This is a genomic window from Veillonella sp. CNR 79/14, assembly GCF_003992185.1.
GTDB lineage: Bacteria > Bacillota > Negativicutes > Veillonellales > Veillonellaceae > F0422.
Window position 1 is genome coordinate 36,209 of sequence record NZ_RQVH01000010.1, and the last position, 18,388, is coordinate 54,596.

Below are 18,388 nucleotides of genomic sequence, written 5' to 3' on the forward strand. Positions count from 1 at the left end.
CTATGTGCAAATCCACTCAGGGAGCCGAGGCCCCCTTTGTGGTGCATAAGTGCTTAGACTTATTTTGTAGAATCGATGTAATCAACTGTATCTTTTACAGTTTTGATTTTTTCAGCAACATCATCAGGGATTTCAATATTGAATTCCTCTTCAAATGCCATGATCAATTCAACGATGTCAAGAGAGTCAGCGCCCAAATCATCGATGAAAGTGGAATCGATAGCCACTTCAGATTCGTCAACGCCCAATTGTTCAACAACAATAGCTTTTACTTTGTCAAATGTGCTCATTACGTACACCTCCTTTCATGTAGTCTATGTATAGAATCTTGCGTTTACATCACCATTCCGCCGTCTACATTGAGAACTTGGCCAGTAATATAACTTGCAAAGTCAGACGCTAAAAACGTTACTACACTAGCAATTTCTTCCGGTTGACCCATGCGACCAAACGGCACAGTAGCTGCAATACCTTCTTTAATTTTTTCAGGTAACACATCTGTCATTGCTGTTTCAATAAATCCTGGTGCTACTGCATTTACAGTAATACCACGAGCTGCTAATTCTTTGGCACAAGTTTTGGTAAAGCCAATTACCCCTGCTTTAGCAGCGGCATAATTGGCCTGACCCACATTACCAGTAACACCAGATACAGATGTCATATTGATAATGCGACCAGCACGTTGTTTTACCATAAGCTTAGCAACTGCTTTAGTCACAAGGTATACACCTTTTAAGTTAATGTTTAATACTTCATCCCAATCGGAATCTTTCATGCGAATCAATAATCCGTCACGAGTGATGCCTGCATTATTTACAAGAATATCGATATGACCAAATGTCGCAATTGCTTCATCTACCATGGCTTGTACATCGTCTGCATCGCCTACATTAGCTTTAATTTTGATAGCCTTACGGCCCAATGCTTCAATTTTTTCAACAGTTTCTTGTGCTACTGCTTCATTACCAATAAAGTTTACAACTACATCTGCTCCAGCTTTTGCTAATTCAATAGCAGTGGCTTGTCCGATACCACGGGAAGCACCTGTAACTAAAGCTACTTTACCTGTTAAATTCATTTTATTCTCCTTGTAAGAATGCAATCGCTGCTGCTAAGGATGCTTCATCTTCAACATTGGCTAATTCCATTGCTTTGTTAATTTTTTTAGTGAATCCTGTTAACACTTTACCAGGACCTACTTCTACAAATCTTGTAGCACCAAAGTCTACCATTGTAGCTACACAATCTTCCCAAAGTACTGGTGCTGCTGCTTGTTTTACTAAGGCCGCTTTAATAGCAACTCCATCTTTTAAGATTTCCCCAGTAATATTCGCTACAACTGGAATTTGAGCATCTTTCACTTCGATTTTGTCTAATTCTTCTTGTAAACGTTTTGCTGCTGGTTCCATTAAACGACTGTGGAAAGGAGCACTGACTGGCAACATAACCGCACGTTTAGCACCAGCTTCTTTCATTTTTTCAGCTGCTACTTCTACGGCTTTTGTAGCACCAGCAATCACGATTTGTCCTGGACAGTTGAAGTTAACCGCTTGCACAGAGCCTACAGTATCGTTCACTTCTCCACAGATGCGAACTACGTCTTCACGAGGTAATGCTAAGATCGCAGCCATTGCGCCTTCACCCAATGGTACAGCTTCTTGCATATATTCTCCACGTTTATGCACTACGTATACAGCATCTTTAAAATCAAGAACACCTGCTGCTACTAAGGCACTATATTCACCAAGGCTATGACCACCTACGATATCAGGTGTAAAGCCTTTTTCTTTTAAAATTTCATAGCATGCCACACTAGCTGTTAAAATCGCAGGTTGTGTGTTTGCTGTTTTTACTAATTCCGTATCTGGACCTTCAAAACATAATTGTGAAATAGAATATCCCAATGCTTCATCTGCTTGTGCAAAACGCTCTCTTACGATAGGATACGCTTCGTACAAATCTTTCAACATACCCACTTTTTGAGACCCTTGACCAGGGAATACAAATGCTGTTTTCATAAGGCTTCCTCCTGCTTATCGGATAACAGATTTTAAGTTCAACATTACTTCTTCTGCTTCACGAACAATATCTTGAATGATTGTTGCGCAAGGTTTAATGTCAGTCAACATACCTGCAATTTGTCCAATCATAACGGAACCGTTTTTAGTTTCCCCTTCAATGGCAGCTTTTCTAAGTGTACCAGCACCTAGATTTTCAAGAGCTTCTTTTGGTGCGCCACTGAACTCAAGGGATTGATATTTACGAGCTAATAAATTCTCAATGATACGAACTGGATGACCTGTTGTCAAGCCGGTCATCACTGTGGAACGATCTTTTGCTTTCAATACAGCTTCTTTATAGTTTTCATGGGCAATACATTCTTCAGATACTACGAAACGAGAACCCATTTGAACTGCACTAGCGCCCAATGCTAAGGCTGCTGCCATACCACGACCATCTGCAATACCACCAGCTGCAATAACAGGTACGTCCACAGCATCTACGATTTGAGGGATTAAGCACATAGTTGTAATATCTCCTACGTGACCGCCAGACTCAGTACCTTCTGCAATGACTGCATCGATACCGCCACGAAGTAAACGTTTCGCTAATAATACAGAAGCTACTACGGGAATTACTTTTGTACCGATTTCTTTGAAAGCTGGTACCCATGTAGATGGATTACCGGCCCCTGTTGTGATTACTGGAACACGTTCTTCTAGAGCAACTTCCATAACTTCGTTCACAAATGGAGACATTAACATAATGTTACAACCATATGGTTTACTTGTACGTTCTTTTAATTTATGAATTTCAGCACGGAATACGTCTGGAGGCATATGTCCTGCACCGATAATTCCTAAACCGCCTGCCTCAGATACTGCAGCTGCTAATTCAGCTGTACCTAACCAAGCCATACCACCTTGAAGAACAGGATACTCTATCCCTAATAAATCACAAATATCAGTCTTAATCATCTTTTCCTCCTTAGCACCATTTCATTACTAGACTTGCCCAAGTTAATCCTGCACCAAATCCAGCAACGGCAAGATTATCTCCTTTGTGTAATTTTCCTGCACGCACTGCTTCATCTAAAGCAATCGCAATGGATGCTGCTGATGTGTTTCCATACTTAGGTAAATTAATAAATACTTTATCTTCTGTCAGATGCAAACGATCTGCTGCAGATTTGATAATGCGAGTATTCGCTTGATGTGGAATGAAGAAATCTAATTCTTCCAGTTCCATATTTGCCATTTCTAGGGCTTTCAATACAGTTTTACCCATAGTTTTTACAGCAAATTTATATACTTCTTGTCCATTCATATGAATGAAAGTTAATCCCTCTTCACGGCGCTCTGTAGTCGGTGGCAATGCCGTACCTCCAGATGGAATGCATAAATTCATTCCACCACTTCCGTCAGCACCCATATCCATACCGAGCATACCATACCCTTCTTCTACTGCAGACACTACAGCAGCTCCAGCGCCATCGCCGAAAAGAACACATGTATTTCGATCTTCCCAATTTACTACTCGAGATAATACTTCAACGCCTACAACAAGGACATTTTTAAATAATCCTGCATTAATATAGGAACTAGCCGTAATCAAAGAGTATACATATCCTGAGCAAGCTGCCGATAAATCAAAGGCTGCCGCTTTTGTAGCTCCTAGATTCGCTTGTACTAAACATGCCGTAGATGGAATTGCCATATCGCCTGTTAAGGTAGCAACAATGATGCAATCGATATCTTCTGCTGTTAACTTAGCTGCTTCTAAGGCTTTTTTTGCCGCTTCTGTAGCCATATCTGAAGCATTTACACCTTCTGGTGCGATACGTCGTTCTTTAATACCTGTTCGTTCTTGAATCCAAGCATCGCTAGTATCCACCATCTTTTCTAAATCTGCATTTGTAAGAACTTTTTCTGGCACATAGCTACCGGTACCAATAATTCCGACTGGCTTATTCAGCATTGTCATATGTTAGGGTCCCTTCTTCTTGAATACTTGAGGAAATATGCTCAATCAATTTCCGCTCTACCAAATCTCCAGCAATTTTAATAGCTGTCATAATTTCCTTAGACTTTGAGCTACCATGGCAAATGATAAATACACCATTGACGCCTAATAGAGGAGCTCCGCCATTTTCTGTATGATCTAGTCGTTTTTTTATTTTCTTAAACACAGGAACAATCAATAAGGCTCCCAGTTTAGAGATAATACTACTTTGTTTGATGCCCTCTTTTAAAATATCTTGTACCACAGTTACAAGACCTTCTGCAAACTTGAGCACCACATTACCTACAAATCCATCACAAACTACTACATCTACTGTTCCTTTGGGAATATCTCGACCTTCTACATTGCCTTTGAAAGGAATTGTTTTTAGCTGTTGCAATAAAGGATAGGTTTCCAATACAACTTCATTACCTTTAGTCGATTCTTCTCCAATATTCAACAAACCTACCGTTGGGTTAGGTTTACCAAGCAACAATTGTGCATAGTTATATCCCATGATAGCGCCTTGCACTAAATGTTTCGGTTTACTATTTGCATTCGCACCAGAATCGAGCATAATGGTCACTCCATTCGCTGTTGGTAGTGGTGTTGCAATACAAGGACGTTCAATCCCTTTAATTCTTCCCAATCCTAACAAGGCTGATGCCACAGCTGCCCCAGTGCTACCTGGTGCAATGACCGCATCACATACCTTATCACGAACTAAACGTGTAGCCACTGCAATAGACGCATCTTTTTTCTTGCGTAACGCAATACTTGGATGCTCATGCATTTCAATGACTTCGCTGGCATGATGAATGGAAATTCGTGGATTATCCAGTTCACCTTCTGCTTCTAATATTTCTTTTATTTTACTTTCATCACCGACAAGCACGATATCCATCGTATCGTATTCGTGCACAGCGGCAATAGAGCCTAAGACTATTTCGAGGGGAGCAAAATCGCCACCCATAGCATCTACTGCAATCTTCATAATTCACCTTTATTCTACCACAGATTCCATAATGAATTTAGCGCGAAACACTTCTTTTATGTTATCTTTGATTGTTACTTTTATAAAGAATTTTTCTCCTCGTTGTCGCACTAACTCTGCTTTCGCCGCCAAATTGACATCACTCTTAACGAGACTTTTATATTTAATGTTACCAACTCCAGCGATTACCGTAGGTACACCTACAATGGCTCTCGCTAATGAGTTCGCTTGCGCATATAAATATTGTGCCTCCACGTAACCAGAGCGATCCAGCATGTCTTTTGTAGTGCGAAGAACACTGATGCCGTATTGTCCTACTGCTAAATCAATGACATCTCCTACCACATCTGCCCGATCAATATGCTGTCGATCATCAGAATGCTCTTGTGCCATTGCCTTAATCCGTTCACGTAATTCAGGAATGCCTAGAGCCAAACGATCCAATCGTATGGTCGGAACACTAACTCCAAAATATGTGGCCAATTCCTCATCCGTCGTGAAGGGACTTATATTCAGTTTTTCGCGCAATAACTGTTGTCGTTCTTCCTTCTTTATACGACTCATATAACCACCTTTTATGACCAAGTAATAATACTTCCATACAATTATACTCTAAAATGATAATAGTATGCAAGCTTTTCTTGATTCCTATGCAAAATATGCATACTTATTTGAGAATGGTAAGTTGTCCTCTATTGCTTATCACTCGAATGGGCGCAGTTGTATTTGTTGCATTAGGCCTACGATCTACTATTTTTACATACCCCTGCAATACATCTACTACAATAGGTTCTGTATCTTCTTGGTAAATAATACCTGCCGTTTCTGGCGTATCACCGCCGATTAATGTTTGAATATGACTACCTGTAAAAGTATATCCTTTGCCAGTTGCTAGCAGTAATTCTTCATGTCCACTGCGATGTCGCTTAGCTCCTATCCATCGATTATGCCACGTTGCCTGATTTTTCAATTCTAGTGTAACACCAGACTGATGAGGGTTATTTCCACTTTCAGCAAATTCATTTAATGCTGCCCCAGTCCACACGGAGTCCTTCGTCCCTAAATTCATCACAATATACGAACCATGACGTCCAGGATTAGGATTCAATCCATAGTTTTTATTCAATACCCCTACATTGCCTGTCACTTGTACCCTTGCATATTGGGATGGCTTCGGAGTAGGTACAAGGGCTGTACCCGTATAGGCATCAGCCAACCGACTAGTGCCAATACCAATGCTACCTTCTTCGACAATAGCAGCATACACATCTGCTTGCTCAAATGGCACAGTTTCAATTTTCACAGGACCGTCTAAGGTAATATAACTATCTTTATTAGCTTGTACCCCATTGCCAACGGCTTGAATCACCGTGGGCCCATGAACGACCACCTTTGTATCATATTTCGGGTCATCAACATGTTTTCGACCAAAGCCGGCATAGATACCACTCATGTAATAATGTGCCATTTCATCAGGTTGATCATAGGGCTTAGCATTACTTAGATCTACTTGCAAGCCCTTGTGGACAGTTAACTTAGTACCATCCAATACATAAATACCAGTTACATTATGGTGCTTCTGCTGCACCGTGTCATACCCTACACCATTTACTTTAATATGCAGTCCCTCTGGATAGTTGAGCACCTCATGGTATTTGCGCATCGCCACAGCTCGCCCCGCTGTGCTTACCTCAATGAGCTCCGGTTGTGTCACAACCTGTTGAAAGCCTACCTCTGCCGACGCTCCATACACAAATGGTACAGTACTCAAACATGCCATAACAAGTCCTGCTAGTACATTTCGCTTATCATTCATACATACTCCCCTTACGAATCACTTGGACCTCTACTATGAATATCTTTATATCCTCTTTAGTATACCATTGGTAAGAGCCATTGCCTATGGTAGTGCTATTCCAATTGGTCATACAACATCTAGTAGGTAACAAAATGAGACGCCCCTCGTCGGAACGTCTCATATTATTAATATTATAGTTGTATTAGAATTTGAATTTCATGCCTACATTATACGTACGGCCACCTGTTGCTTCTCTCGCATAGTATTCACGATTGAAGATATTTTGTACTCCGAATTGCAATGTTGCTTCTTTGGATACTTTGTAATTTACGGACGCATTAGTCAAGAAGTACGCATCTTCTGACTCCGGCTCGCCACCTGCCGTATCTTTGCTGTTGCGGGAGCTTACGTATTGCATATCCCACAAGGCATTCCACTTGCCACTATTGTATTCAAAACCACCATGGAATAAGTGCCTTGGAATTTCAAAGTTTTGTTCTTTTCCATCACTTTGATCTGTATTGGTCAAAGCTTTACTTTCTATATATCCCATTTGCCATGTATAGTTTCCAAAGACAGACCAGTTGTTAGACAACTTGTGACGAAGTTCTAATTCTACACCACGGCGTGTTTCTGATCCTACATTGATATATTTTTTGTAATTATCTGTACCATCTGTCTTTTTAAATGTAACATATTGAATTTTATCCTTTGTATTCACATAAAAGGCTGCTACGTTTAATTTTGTACTTTCATTCCAAGATTTTTTCAAACCAAGTTCAAAGGTATCGGAATGTTCTGGATCTAACTCTGGATTTGCATGAATAGGAGTTTTAGATGTTTGACCGAAGCGGTACACTTGGTACAAGGTTGGCGGTGCAAAGGAGTGACCATAGGATGCATAGACGTTGGTAGAATCATCAAGGTATCTTTCTACGGACAACTTAGGACTCAACTCCGTGTAAGATCCATCATTATGATGTGCAACATCGTAGGACTTTGTTTTCTTATTGTACTCCCCGTGGGACCCATCGTACTTTTTAAAATGATCAAAACGAAGTCCGGCATAAATAGCCCAATCATCGTTAGGGCGATACGTATCTTGTACAAAAACTGCCATCGTGCGAGATGCCCCTGTATTCGTTTCACTCACACCGTTAGGGAATACCTTAGTATCTTTAGAGTTTTTATCTCGCCAATATTGCAAAGAAATCTTTTCTTGATCAAACCGCTCTTGTTTCCAATTCAATCCCCCTACAATTTGATGTTTTCCTTCAGGTTTCCATGCTTTTTGCACATCTAGATTGTACGCTTTGCCTGGATAGAAGGAGTGCGTCCCTGGACCTTCATAATCTCCTGAAGTTGCTTTTGTTGGCACAGAATAGCCATCTTTCTTTTTATCTAAATAACCCAAGGAAATCTGTAATTTGTTCGCTTCATTTTTATATTGCAAACTATGAGAATGATATTCTCGCTCTGCATCATGACCTAAGAAACTATTGCCATTAAGAGATACATATTTTTTATCACTAACCTTGATATCCCCTGTAAAAACGGTCTTTCCATTTACTGTAACCGCACTAATTGGATTGTGGTAAGAGTACTTATGGTTCGCATATACATAGCGATAAGTTAGCGTTTCTTTGTCGCCTAGGTTCATCGTAATATAAGCAGACAAATTCTTATTATGCAAAGATTTATCCCCACGATTCCCTACCACATATTTACCACTTGTCAACTGTTTTAATGGCGTGTCAGGAGATACAGCTTTTACATCTTCTTTGATAGCCTTGCTTTTTTCCGTCACAAAAAATCCTGGGAATCCATTTGTGCGACGTTCTTCTGCAGATACACCAACGGCTACCTTATCCGACACGCGAGCATCAAAACCTAGCTCATTGTTCCAGGTGCCATAAGTCCCACCATTGACCTTACCATGCCAATGAATCCCTTGACGATTTGCCTTCGGTGCCACTTGTTTCGTTGTAATACTTAATACACCTGCTACCCCTTTACCACCATACAAGGAGGAACTAGCACCACGCACCAATTCAATTCGATCGATGGAATGCACGGGAATCACTTCCCAGTCCACCTTATTATTGAAAGAATTATTCATCGGCACGCCATCAACGAGTACCGATATATTTTTAGAATCGAATCCACGGATTTGTATTTCACCTGCCGAAGCTTGACTTTTATACACCCCTGGTAATAATTGTATCGCATCTGCAACCGTATCCACCTTGCGATTTTCAATATCCTTCGCTGTCACCACAGACACAGAACTAGGCGTTTTTGAAATATCTTGTAAGGTTCTCGTTGCCGTTACCGTTACATCTGGCAAGGTCACCGTTTCTTCTACCGCTTGCGCATCATGAGCATACCCTGTATAACTGCCCAACGCTACCGTAACCATAGATAATAATAGTAACCGCGTTGCATTTCGTTTAACTTGTTTCATTCGTACTTCCCTTCTTACTATAAAACAAACATCAAGTTTCCTATTAGTATACCATTCATTTTCAATATTGCAAATCATTTTGTGAAAATATCTTCATATATAACAAAAAAGCGGCCGAAGCCGCTTTTTGTAAATACGTAAAATTATTTACGTAAGCCTAATTTTTCTAAGATCGCACGGTAACGTTCGATGTCTTTACGACGAAGGTAGTCAAGCATGTTACGACGTTGACCAACTAATTTTAAAAGACCACGACGGGAATGATGATCTTTTTTGTGCTCTTTTAAATGCTCAGTTAAGTATACAATGCGGTTAGTTAAAATCGCGATTTGTACTTCTGGGGATCCAGTGTCACCTTCGTGAACAGCAAATTCTTTAATAATAGCTGCTTTAGCTTCTGTAGTTAACATATTTCATGTCCTCCTAAAAATTACAATTCCATAGGCCAAAGTAATGGGCGGAGACTCAATTACCTCGCCTAGGTTAATACATCGGTATCTATAATACTATACTTTCATATAAATGTAAAGTATTTACCCTAACATCATGCGGTCACTGAGGGTATTTTCGCTGGCTACTTCAAAGCGCTCTAATAAATCTTGTACCGTTAAGCTAGCCTTCTCTTCTCCTCGTACATCATAGATAACTTTACCATTATCCATCATGATCAAGCGATTGCCGAATCGCAAGGCATCACGCATATTATGGGTAATCATCAAGGTAGTCAAATGATGTTCTTTTACTAGTTCATCTGTGAGCTGCAATACTTTTTCTGCCGTTTTAGGATCTAAGGCTGCCGTATGTTCATCTAGTAACAGTACTTCTGGCTTCAACATAGTGGCCATCAACAAAGTAATAGATTGACGTTGACCACCACTTAATAACCCCATACTGGATGACAAACGATTTTCTAAGCCCAAATCCAAACGAGCTAATTGCTGTTTAAATAATTCTCTTTCATTTTCTTTGAATGCCCAAGACAATCCCATTTGTTTTCCGCGACGCAAGGCAAGAAGCATGTTCTCCTCAATTTGCATATTTCCTGCTGTGCCCAACATAGGATCTTGGAAGACACGACCAATGTATTTGGCCCGTTTGTATTCCGCCATATGAGTGACGTCTACATCATTAATATGCAATGTACCTTCATCGACGGAGAATACGCCAGCGATGGAGTTCAACAACGTACTTTTACCAGCTCCATTACCACCGATAACAGTCACAAAATCTCCATCTTCTAATCGTAAGTCAATGCCACGAAGAGCTATTTTTTCATTCACAGTGCCTTTATGGAAGGCTTTCACAATTCCTTTTAATTCCAACATGTGTATACCCTCCTCTTAACCACGACGAAATTTACCTTGCCACGTTGGTAAGGATAGAGCTAAGGCTACTAAGATAGCAGTAAATAATTTTAAATCATTTGGAGGCATACCTAGATATAGTACAGTAGCAATAACAATACGGTAAATAATGGAACCGAATACAACGGCTACTAAGCTCAACACGAAGGAAGAATTACCAAATAGTTTGCGCACTACCGAAGAAGAAGCAAATAATACTTCTCCAATAATAACTGATGCGAGGCCGATAACGATGGTTCCTACGCCCATACCGATATCCGCAAAGCCTTGAGATTGAGCAATTAACGCACCCGACACAGCTACAAAACCATTTGATAATAGTAATCCAAGAACAATCATGGAATCTGTGTTTACCCCTTGGGCACGAATCATTTGTGGATTTACCCCCGTAGCGCGGATAGATGTGCCTAGTTCAGTACCGAAGAACCAGAATAAGAATAATCCTACTACCACCGTTACCACTACACCAATGATAGTCAATGCTACCGCATTGGAAATACCCATGCTATGAATGGCGGAGTACACCGTATCCATGCGCAATAAGGAGATATTTGCTTTCCCCATAATATGTAAGTTCACAGAATACAAGGCAATCATGGTTAAGATACCAGCTAGTAATGCAGGAATTTTTAATTTGGTGTGTATCCACCCTGTTACAGCTCCGGCAATCATACCACCAATACCTGCAACTATCACTGTGATCCAAGGGTTCACACCCATGGTAATCAATACTGCAGAAATAGCAGCTCCCATAGGGAAACTACCTTCTACTGTTAAATCAGCTACATCTAAAATTCTGAAAGTAATAAACACACCCAATGCCAACAATGCCCACAATAGGCCCTGTGCAATGGTACTAATAATTAAGTTTGTCATAGATCCTCCTACTCGGGGTTGCCCCCACTACTATACTACTGTTGTCGCAATGACTCTGGAATCTGGATATGCAAGCGATCCGCTTCGTCTTGATTGAATACAAATTTAATAGGCTCTTGCATCTCGATTGGCATGCTATCCGGTGTGCTTTCACCACGAAGCACACGGGCCGCCATATGTCCAGTTTGAACTCCTAATCTATAAAAGTCTACAGAATAGGCTGCTAGTCCACCTGTTTTTAACCATGTCTCATCAGAGGGAAACACTGGTACGTTAGCGCTACTAAATATAGTGACGATGTTTGCATAGGATGAAGCAATGATATTATCTGTTGGAAAATATACTGCATCAATACCCATAATAGCTAATTGATTCGCTGCTTGCGGCACATCATTCACGTTGGAGACGGTTATTTCTACTAATTCCATACCGTATTTTTGCGCTTCTTTTCGAAAACTCTCTGCTTGTAATTGTGAATTCACTTCACTGGATGAATAAATAGTACCGATTTTTTTCGCATTCGGTAATAATTGATGCACTAATTCCACTCGTTTTTCCATAGGCACCATATCTGTGGTACCCGATACATTACCACCCGGATGTTCATCACTATCCACAAGTCGTGCTGTGGTAAAGCTCGTGACCGCAGTGCCTAATACAGGAATATCCTTCGTAGCATTCGCCATAGCCTGTACCGCTGGGGTCGCAATGGCCACTACTAAATCGGAATTACGCGCCACAAATCGTTGGGCAATGGTGTTTAGATTAGATTGGTCTCCTTGCGCATTTTGCTGGTCAAGAATCACATTATCTACAAATCCCTCTTCCCGTAATCCATCTACGAAACCTTTATTTGCTGCATCTAGTGCGGGATGCTCCGCTAATTGCAAGATACCCACTCGGTACATCTTGCCTCCTCCTGGTGCTTCTAGTGAAGATTCATGCCATAGTAAGAATCCCACCAGACAGACCACCAACAGGGCCAGTCCTTTTTTCCACATAAAAATCTCCTTTCTACTATACTACATGGTAGCCACGCGCCACCGCCTACAGTCTTTCTATGGGAAAGATATAGAGATTATACCACATGTGAAAGTAATAGAAAATATATAAATTAAAATTTCTATAGAATCTAATGTCGTCACGAGACATTATCTTCACAGATAAACAAAACGACTAGATTATTACAATCTAGTCGTTTATCTTTAATTCTACTATTTACGTACTAATGCGATATGCACCATACCGATAAGGAAACCGATAATGGACGGCACAATCCAGCCCATACCGATAGAAGCAAATGGAAGCATTCCGTAATATGGCAACGCCCATTGGACAAATCCAGATTGATTGATAAATGCTGGTGCTGTTGCCATAGCATCACCTAATGCCGCAAAAAGGGCAAAGGCTGTTGTCCACGCATACACAGCTTGTCTGCCTTTGAAAATAGGTGCTGCAAAGGATAACAAGATGATTGTAATAGACAATGGATACAAGAACATCAACACAGGGATAGCTAATTCGATGATTTTTGTTAAGCCTACGTTAGCAATTAAGAAACCCACTGCTGTTGTTAAGTATGCATAACCACGATAACCCAATGTGTTTGGGAACATTTCATCAAAAGTTTCACCACAAGCACCAATCAAACCTACGCAAGTTTTTAAACATGCTAGTGTAACAATGATGGCCAACAAGATAGCCCCTACATTGCCGAAGTAAAATGCATTCATTTGCGCCATGGTAATACCACCATTTTTAGCAAGGCCTAATGTTGTGACACTTGTAGCACCACTGTAGGCTAAGAAACCGTAGATAACAGCCATAATAGAGCATGCCACGAAGCCTGCTTTTACAAGTCCCATAGCAATGTCCTTAGGTTCTGTGACCCCCACACCTTGTAAGGCACGGATAACGATGATACCAAAGGCTAACGATGCCAATACGTCAAGTGTATTATAGCCTTCTGTAAAACCTTTGAAGAACGCATGGGTAGCATATTCCCCTTGTGGCGCTACTGATGCGTAATCTCCCATTGGCATAACCACTACAGTGATTAATAAAATGCTTAGGAATACTAAGAATAATGGCGTTAACACTTTACCAATGTATGTCATCAATTTTCCTGGATTCAAGGAGAACAAGATGGCAATAATAAAGAACACTGCAGAAAATACACCTAAGGCAAGATCAGGATTGACACTGCCAAGGAATGGTTCAAATCCGATTGTATAGGATACTGTACTCGTTCTTGGGATAGCAAATGCTGGCCCAATCGTGATGTACAATAACAAGGTGAAAATTTTACCATAGGTCGGGTGTACACGACTTACCAAGTCTTGTAAGCCATTACTACGAGATACACCCATAGCGACAATACCCAAGAATGGTAGTCCAATAGCTGTCGCTAAAAAGCCTAAAATAGCTGGCCACAACGCTTGACCTGCTTCTTGTCCTAAGTGAACAGGGAAAATTAAGTTTCCTGCTCCGAAGAACATCCCGAATAACATAGTTCCAATAAAGGCTACAGAACCCCAAGATAATGTTTGATTCATCACTATTCCCCCTTACATAATGATTTTTAATACATCTAGTACTTCATTTGGCAACTCATCTTTTGTTCCTTTTAATTTTTCAATGTAATCGTAGCGGAACTCAAATGCTTTGTGCAAAATATGATGGTACTCACGAACTGTAAAATCTGGTTCAAAACCTTCAACTTTTACATATTCTAAGTTTTCATATTTATAGAACGGTTCAAAGTTAAGGCTACCCTCAACCAAACCTTCTAACAAGCCTAATGTTACTTCTTTTGGAATTTTTTTGTCCAAGAAGAAGCCCGTATTCATAATGTAGCAATCTACACCAGATTGAGTGAATAGTTTTTTGTAACTTTCATAATCGGTACGTAAAGAATAGGTACGGAATGGATTAGCATAGGGTTCAATCACCAATGCATTAGGATCTACATTAGCATCCAATTTTTCTGCTGTAGAACGACGTGTTGCCAAAGTAGCTCCCATAGTAGCCGCTAAAATTGGATCATCAACTTTTAAAATTGGTGGCAATGTTTTATCTTTCATCAACCACACGATAGCATTCACAGGGTCTTTTACAAAGTTCACACGATTATCTGTCCAGAATTGTGATTTAATAGCACGACCATTGTTATTACGCACATCTTCTGCTAACACAACTTTGTTACCATCTTCATCTAAAGTAACACCCACATTTTGCAATGTTAATAGGTATTTATTAGCAGGATGTTCCATTGGATAGTCTTGCATTTTATCAAAATATGTTGGTTCTAAGGCAATGGAAGACAAATCGTCTGTATGAATGATATAGGCATCATCATGTAATACAGAAATATCATATCGTCCACCATGCTGTTCATGAGTCAATGTAGATTTACCAGATCCTGATAACCCAAATACGCCAATCGTATAAGAAGAACCATCTTTTAAATTGTATCGTTTCATACCACCATGGCATGCCACATAACCATAACGATTTGCCAAGGACCATCCTAATGTAAGAGTACCTTTTTTATGTTCCCCAAAATAACGCATACCTAAAATCATAGCACAGTTATGAGCAGGGTCAAAAATAGCCAGTCCACCTGGATGTCCTTCTACCACATAATCTGGATCAGAGTAAATAAAAATATCCCCTTCTGGAATCTCTTTACTACCTCTATAGAAGGCTTTTACTTCCTCATTGAAAAATTGGAAATTAATAGCCCAAGAATATAGGATCGATGCATGCTCTTTAGGAATCATCAAGTGCGCACGAGCAGTAAAAGCTTCATCCAAACCTACGATAGCTTGCGCTGAAATCCATTCTTTATGACGGCTATCATATACTGCATCCCGCGCAATATCACATAATTCTACTTCATTAATACCTTCATCGCCAATAATACGGCGAGCTTTTGCATAACGACCTGTTGTTTTACCATTATTTGTAACTAATACTTTGGCATCTTGCGGTAAACCTTGCTCTTCCGCACGGTATACGGGCATATCTAATACAACGACCCCAGGTTCTTTCGTGGCTAACTCATAAGCCTGTGCAATAGACTTCACCGGTGTTACATTATTTCCATAAAAAGCAGTTTCTATGGTACTTCTTAATTTGGAAAAGAGCGGATTCTCTTTAATTTCGGAATGTTTCCATTTTAATCTTGTTGCCATATGTTCCTCATTAATTCTAACTTACTATACTTATGCATATTCTTATATTCTAACATTTAATTAAGTATTTCACAATATGAGACCAATTATATATACTGCATCAGTCTAGCAAATACAGGCCTCTGTGATATGTATCACAATGTATTTTTACTATGCGATGAATAGTTATGAAAAAACGGATATCACAAGGCATTCACCTCACAATATCCGTTGATTCTATACAACTAAGATCTATGATTCATAATATAATCAATATCTAAGTCTTGCAAATACAATTTAAATGCCTCAGCCAACTGTGGATTTCGTAAGCCGTATTCTACAGTCGCTTTTAAATATCCTAATCGATCGCCTATATCATAGCGCACCCCTTCATAAGAGTAAGCTAAAATTCTTGAGGAAAGTCTAGCAATCGCGTCGGTCAATTGAATTTCATTGCCCGCCCCTTGGGGAGTTTTTTCTAATTCATCAAATATATCTGGCGTCAAAATATAACGACCTAATACCGCCAAGTTCGATGGAGCATACTCAAGTGGTGGCTTCTCCACCAAACCTGCTACTTCATACACATTCGGTTCGATTTCACTACCGGACACAATACCATAGGAGCTAACTTTTTCTGGAGCTACAAATTGAGTTCCTAAAATTGTTACACCATCATGGGCATAATGACAATCAATTAATTGCTTCAAGCACGGTCTTTGTGGGTTATAGACCACATCATCCCCTAATAGAACAGCAAATGGCTCATCCCCTATAAAAGACTTCGCACAATAGATAGCATCACCCAATCCACGGGCTGTTTTCTGACGAATGTAATGAACTTTAATATTCGCCAAATTTCTCACCATATCAAGATGTTGTTGCTTACCTTGTTGTTGCAATAATTGCTCTAACTCCACACTAGTATCAAAATGATCTTCAATCGCACGCTTATTGCGTCCCGTAATAATTAGAATATCTTCAATACCTGAATCGATAGCCTCTTGCACAATATATTGTATTGTTGGTGTATCCACAATAGGCAACATCTCTTTCGGCTGTGCCTTAGTGGCTGGTAAAAAGCGTGTACCAAAGCCTGCCGCTGGAATCACTGCTTTTCTAACTTTTTTCATGGTTTCCCCTTAGATTAAAAATCTTTCGCTACCAATGTATATTCCCATTTCTTTTGTTTTGTACGATATGTCAAGGATCCTTCAAAGGAATGTAAATCACGATGCCATGTAAGATCTACATACCGTAACTCATGAGTCTGCATATCTCGTTGTATCTGTACACTAAAGCGATCTAATCGAGTAGCTTGTACACTTAGCCCATAGTATAAATTATACTTCACATCAATTTGATCAAATGGATATGGAGAGTCGGCTGAGACAGATACATTACTTTGACGATATCCAGCCCAAGCTTTCACACGAGGTCCTAGGTTGGTGTTGGCAGCTACACCCCAATATGGCATAGAACGAACCGACGAATTATATCCGTAGTAATCACGTTGGTAACCACCATAGAAGGTAACCTCTGTATTAGGCCCTATATGAACTGGGTCATGAGATACTTCACCATACATCTTAGCATGAGTTCCCTTGATATGACCTTCATACCATTTACCATAGCTAACACCACCACGAATAGTCACAGGAGTGCTACCAAGATGATACGCATGCGTATCCACCGATAATTCAGGCTTCTTCTCGACCCATACTTTTTTCGCATTTAATGTAGCTGACTCGCGACTATACGCTATCTTTGCTTCTCCCCAAGGCAAGAAATGAACATACCCAAAGGATGGTTTAAACCCAATATGAGTTCCCCAAGTATAATGCAAGAAAAGTTCCCCATGTTTAGATACTGGATAGTCAATTTTACCATTTAAACTCAATCCATCAGAAGAATTATATTTCGGTCTTGGTACAAAGGAAAATACGCTCACTTGTCCTTGTTTATCTTGACGCAAAGACACCGTATATTTATTTACAGAAATAATCCGTTTATTTTTAATATAAAAGCTTGCATTATGAATGACTGCTTTATCTCCAGGGAATACCTCTATATAGTCCCCTTCCACACGATAATCAGGTGCCCCTTTAAAAGCAATGGCATGTTTTGTCGTTAACCAACCTTTTTCAATGCGCCCTGTTTTACCATCAAAGTCACCTACTTCTGCTTTTACCCAATAGGGATCGGCATAGCCAAATACATTTTTTGTGTGAGCTGCTCCAGTAGTAGCATTGTAGGTAATGTGAGAACCTTTTAAGTCCTTTGTATCCCCTTTATCTTCTAAAAAATGATAGTCCGATACACTTTCATATTGCTGGGTCTTCGTATTACCTTCTAGTCTTTCTGACAATAGTTGTTGATTGCCCCGTTCTACTTCTACAGCGCCATTGGCCCATACACGACCAGTAGTATCGTTATAATACATTTTATCTGCATCAATACGAACTGGTACAGCCGGTTTTTCTACCACTTGTTTGCCTTTTTTTTCAATTGCTTTAACCTGCAAATTTGGCGCATACTGCGTATCTGTAGATACTGTGGAAATCTTAGGCATTTGCACATACTGAATGTCGGCAACCTTTGGAGTAGCTTCGAATACTGGGGTCGTAGCATCTACTGTTTGGGCATGACCTTGTGTACATGCCAATGCCGTCAAAATAGCAGCGGCTGTTACAGAATATCTTTTCATGCTCATCT

The 18,388-nt window shown here is 40.0% G+C and carries 17 protein-coding genes; all 17 read right to left on the reverse strand.

The annotated features are described in order from the left end of the window. Positions 1-59 precede the first annotated feature (59 nt). Positions 60-290, reverse strand: a complete 231-nt coding sequence (locus EO119_RS04885) for an acyl carrier protein (RefSeq protein WP_009353552.1) — start codon at positions 288-290, stop codon at positions 60-62. A gap of 44 nt (positions 291-334) precedes the next feature. Then, positions 335-1,078, reverse strand: a complete 744-nt coding sequence (fabG, locus tag EO119_RS04890) for a 3-oxoacyl-[acyl-carrier-protein] reductase (RefSeq protein WP_009353560.1) — start codon at positions 1,076-1,078, stop codon at positions 335-337. A gap of 1 nt (position 1,079) precedes the next feature. Next, entirely contained in the window at positions 1,080-2,018 is a 939-nt protein-coding gene (gene fabD, locus EO119_RS04895) for an ACP S-malonyltransferase (RefSeq protein ID WP_126940872.1), read from the reverse strand. A 15-nt stretch (positions 2,019-2,033) separates the two neighbouring features. After that, on the reverse strand, positions 2,034-2,978 hold the full coding sequence (gene fabK, locus EO119_RS04900; RefSeq protein WP_126938133.1) for an enoyl-[acyl-carrier-protein] reductase FabK: 945 nt from the start codon (positions 2,976-2,978) through the stop codon (positions 2,034-2,036). A gap of 10 nt (positions 2,979-2,988) precedes the next feature. Continuing rightward, the gene (locus tag EO119_RS04905; RefSeq protein WP_126940873.1) at positions 2,989-3,984 is read right to left on the reverse strand and encodes a beta-ketoacyl-ACP synthase III; all 996 of its coding nucleotides are present in this window, start codon (positions 3,982-3,984) and stop codon (positions 2,989-2,991) included. Next, on the reverse strand, positions 3,968-4,996 hold the full coding sequence (gene plsX, locus EO119_RS04910; RefSeq protein WP_126940874.1) for a phosphate acyltransferase PlsX: 1,029 nt from the start codon (positions 4,994-4,996) through the stop codon (positions 3,968-3,970). Before plsX ends, EO119_RS04905 begins: the two co-directional genes overlap by 17 nt. A gap of 9 nt (positions 4,997-5,005) precedes the next feature. Beyond that, positions 5,006-5,560, reverse strand: a complete 555-nt coding sequence (gene fapR, locus EO119_RS04915) for a transcription factor FapR (RefSeq protein ID WP_126940875.1) — start codon at positions 5,558-5,560, stop codon at positions 5,006-5,008. A 103-nt stretch (positions 5,561-5,663) separates the two neighbouring features. Continuing rightward, a complete protein-coding gene (locus EO119_RS04920; protein ID WP_126940876.1) occupies positions 5,664-6,812 on the reverse strand; it encodes a hypothetical protein in 1,149 nt (382 codons plus the stop codon). A gap of 184 nt (positions 6,813-6,996) precedes the next feature. Further along, positions 6,997-9,258, reverse strand: a complete 2,262-nt coding sequence (locus EO119_RS04925; RefSeq protein ID WP_126940877.1) for a TonB-dependent receptor — start codon at positions 9,256-9,258, stop codon at positions 6,997-6,999. 143 nt (positions 9,259-9,401) lie between these two features. Further along, entirely contained in the window at positions 9,402-9,668 is a 267-nt protein-coding gene (gene rpsO / locus EO119_RS04930; protein ID WP_009353572.1) for a 30S ribosomal protein S15, read from the reverse strand. 123 nt (positions 9,669-9,791) lie between these two features. Continuing rightward, a complete protein-coding gene (locus EO119_RS04935) occupies positions 9,792-10,583 on the reverse strand; it encodes an ABC transporter ATP-binding protein (protein ID WP_126940878.1) in 792 nt (263 codons plus the stop codon). A gap of 15 nt (positions 10,584-10,598) precedes the next feature. Continuing rightward, positions 10,599-11,498: an ABC transporter permease gene (locus EO119_RS04940; RefSeq protein WP_126940879.1), complete on the reverse strand. Its 900-nt coding sequence runs from the start codon at positions 11,496-11,498 to the stop codon at positions 10,599-10,601. Positions 11,499-11,533: 35 nt separating this feature from the next. Then, entirely contained in the window at positions 11,534-12,499 is a 966-nt protein-coding gene (locus tag EO119_RS04945) for an ABC transporter substrate-binding protein (RefSeq protein WP_126940880.1), read from the reverse strand. A 213-nt stretch (positions 12,500-12,712) separates the two neighbouring features. Next, complete coding sequence (gene brnQ / locus EO119_RS04950) at positions 12,713-14,053, reverse strand: branched-chain amino acid transport system II carrier protein (protein ID WP_062401853.1); 1,341 nt, start codon at positions 14,051-14,053, stop codon at positions 12,713-12,715. Between the two features lie 12 nt (positions 14,054-14,065). Next, positions 14,066-15,694, reverse strand: a complete 1,629-nt coding sequence (locus EO119_RS04955; RefSeq protein WP_126940881.1) for a phosphoenolpyruvate carboxykinase (ATP) — start codon at positions 15,692-15,694, stop codon at positions 14,066-14,068. A gap of 224 nt (positions 15,695-15,918) precedes the next feature. Continuing rightward, positions 15,919-16,806, reverse strand: a complete 888-nt coding sequence (gene galU, locus EO119_RS04960) for a UTP--glucose-1-phosphate uridylyltransferase GalU (RefSeq protein ID WP_009353569.1) — start codon at positions 16,804-16,806, stop codon at positions 15,919-15,921. 14 nt (positions 16,807-16,820) lie between these two features. Continuing rightward, the gene (locus EO119_RS04965) at positions 16,821-18,380 is read right to left on the reverse strand and encodes an LptA/OstA family protein (protein ID WP_126940882.1); all 1,560 of its coding nucleotides are present in this window, start codon (positions 18,378-18,380) and stop codon (positions 16,821-16,823) included. Positions 18,381-18,388: the final 8 nt, after the last annotated feature.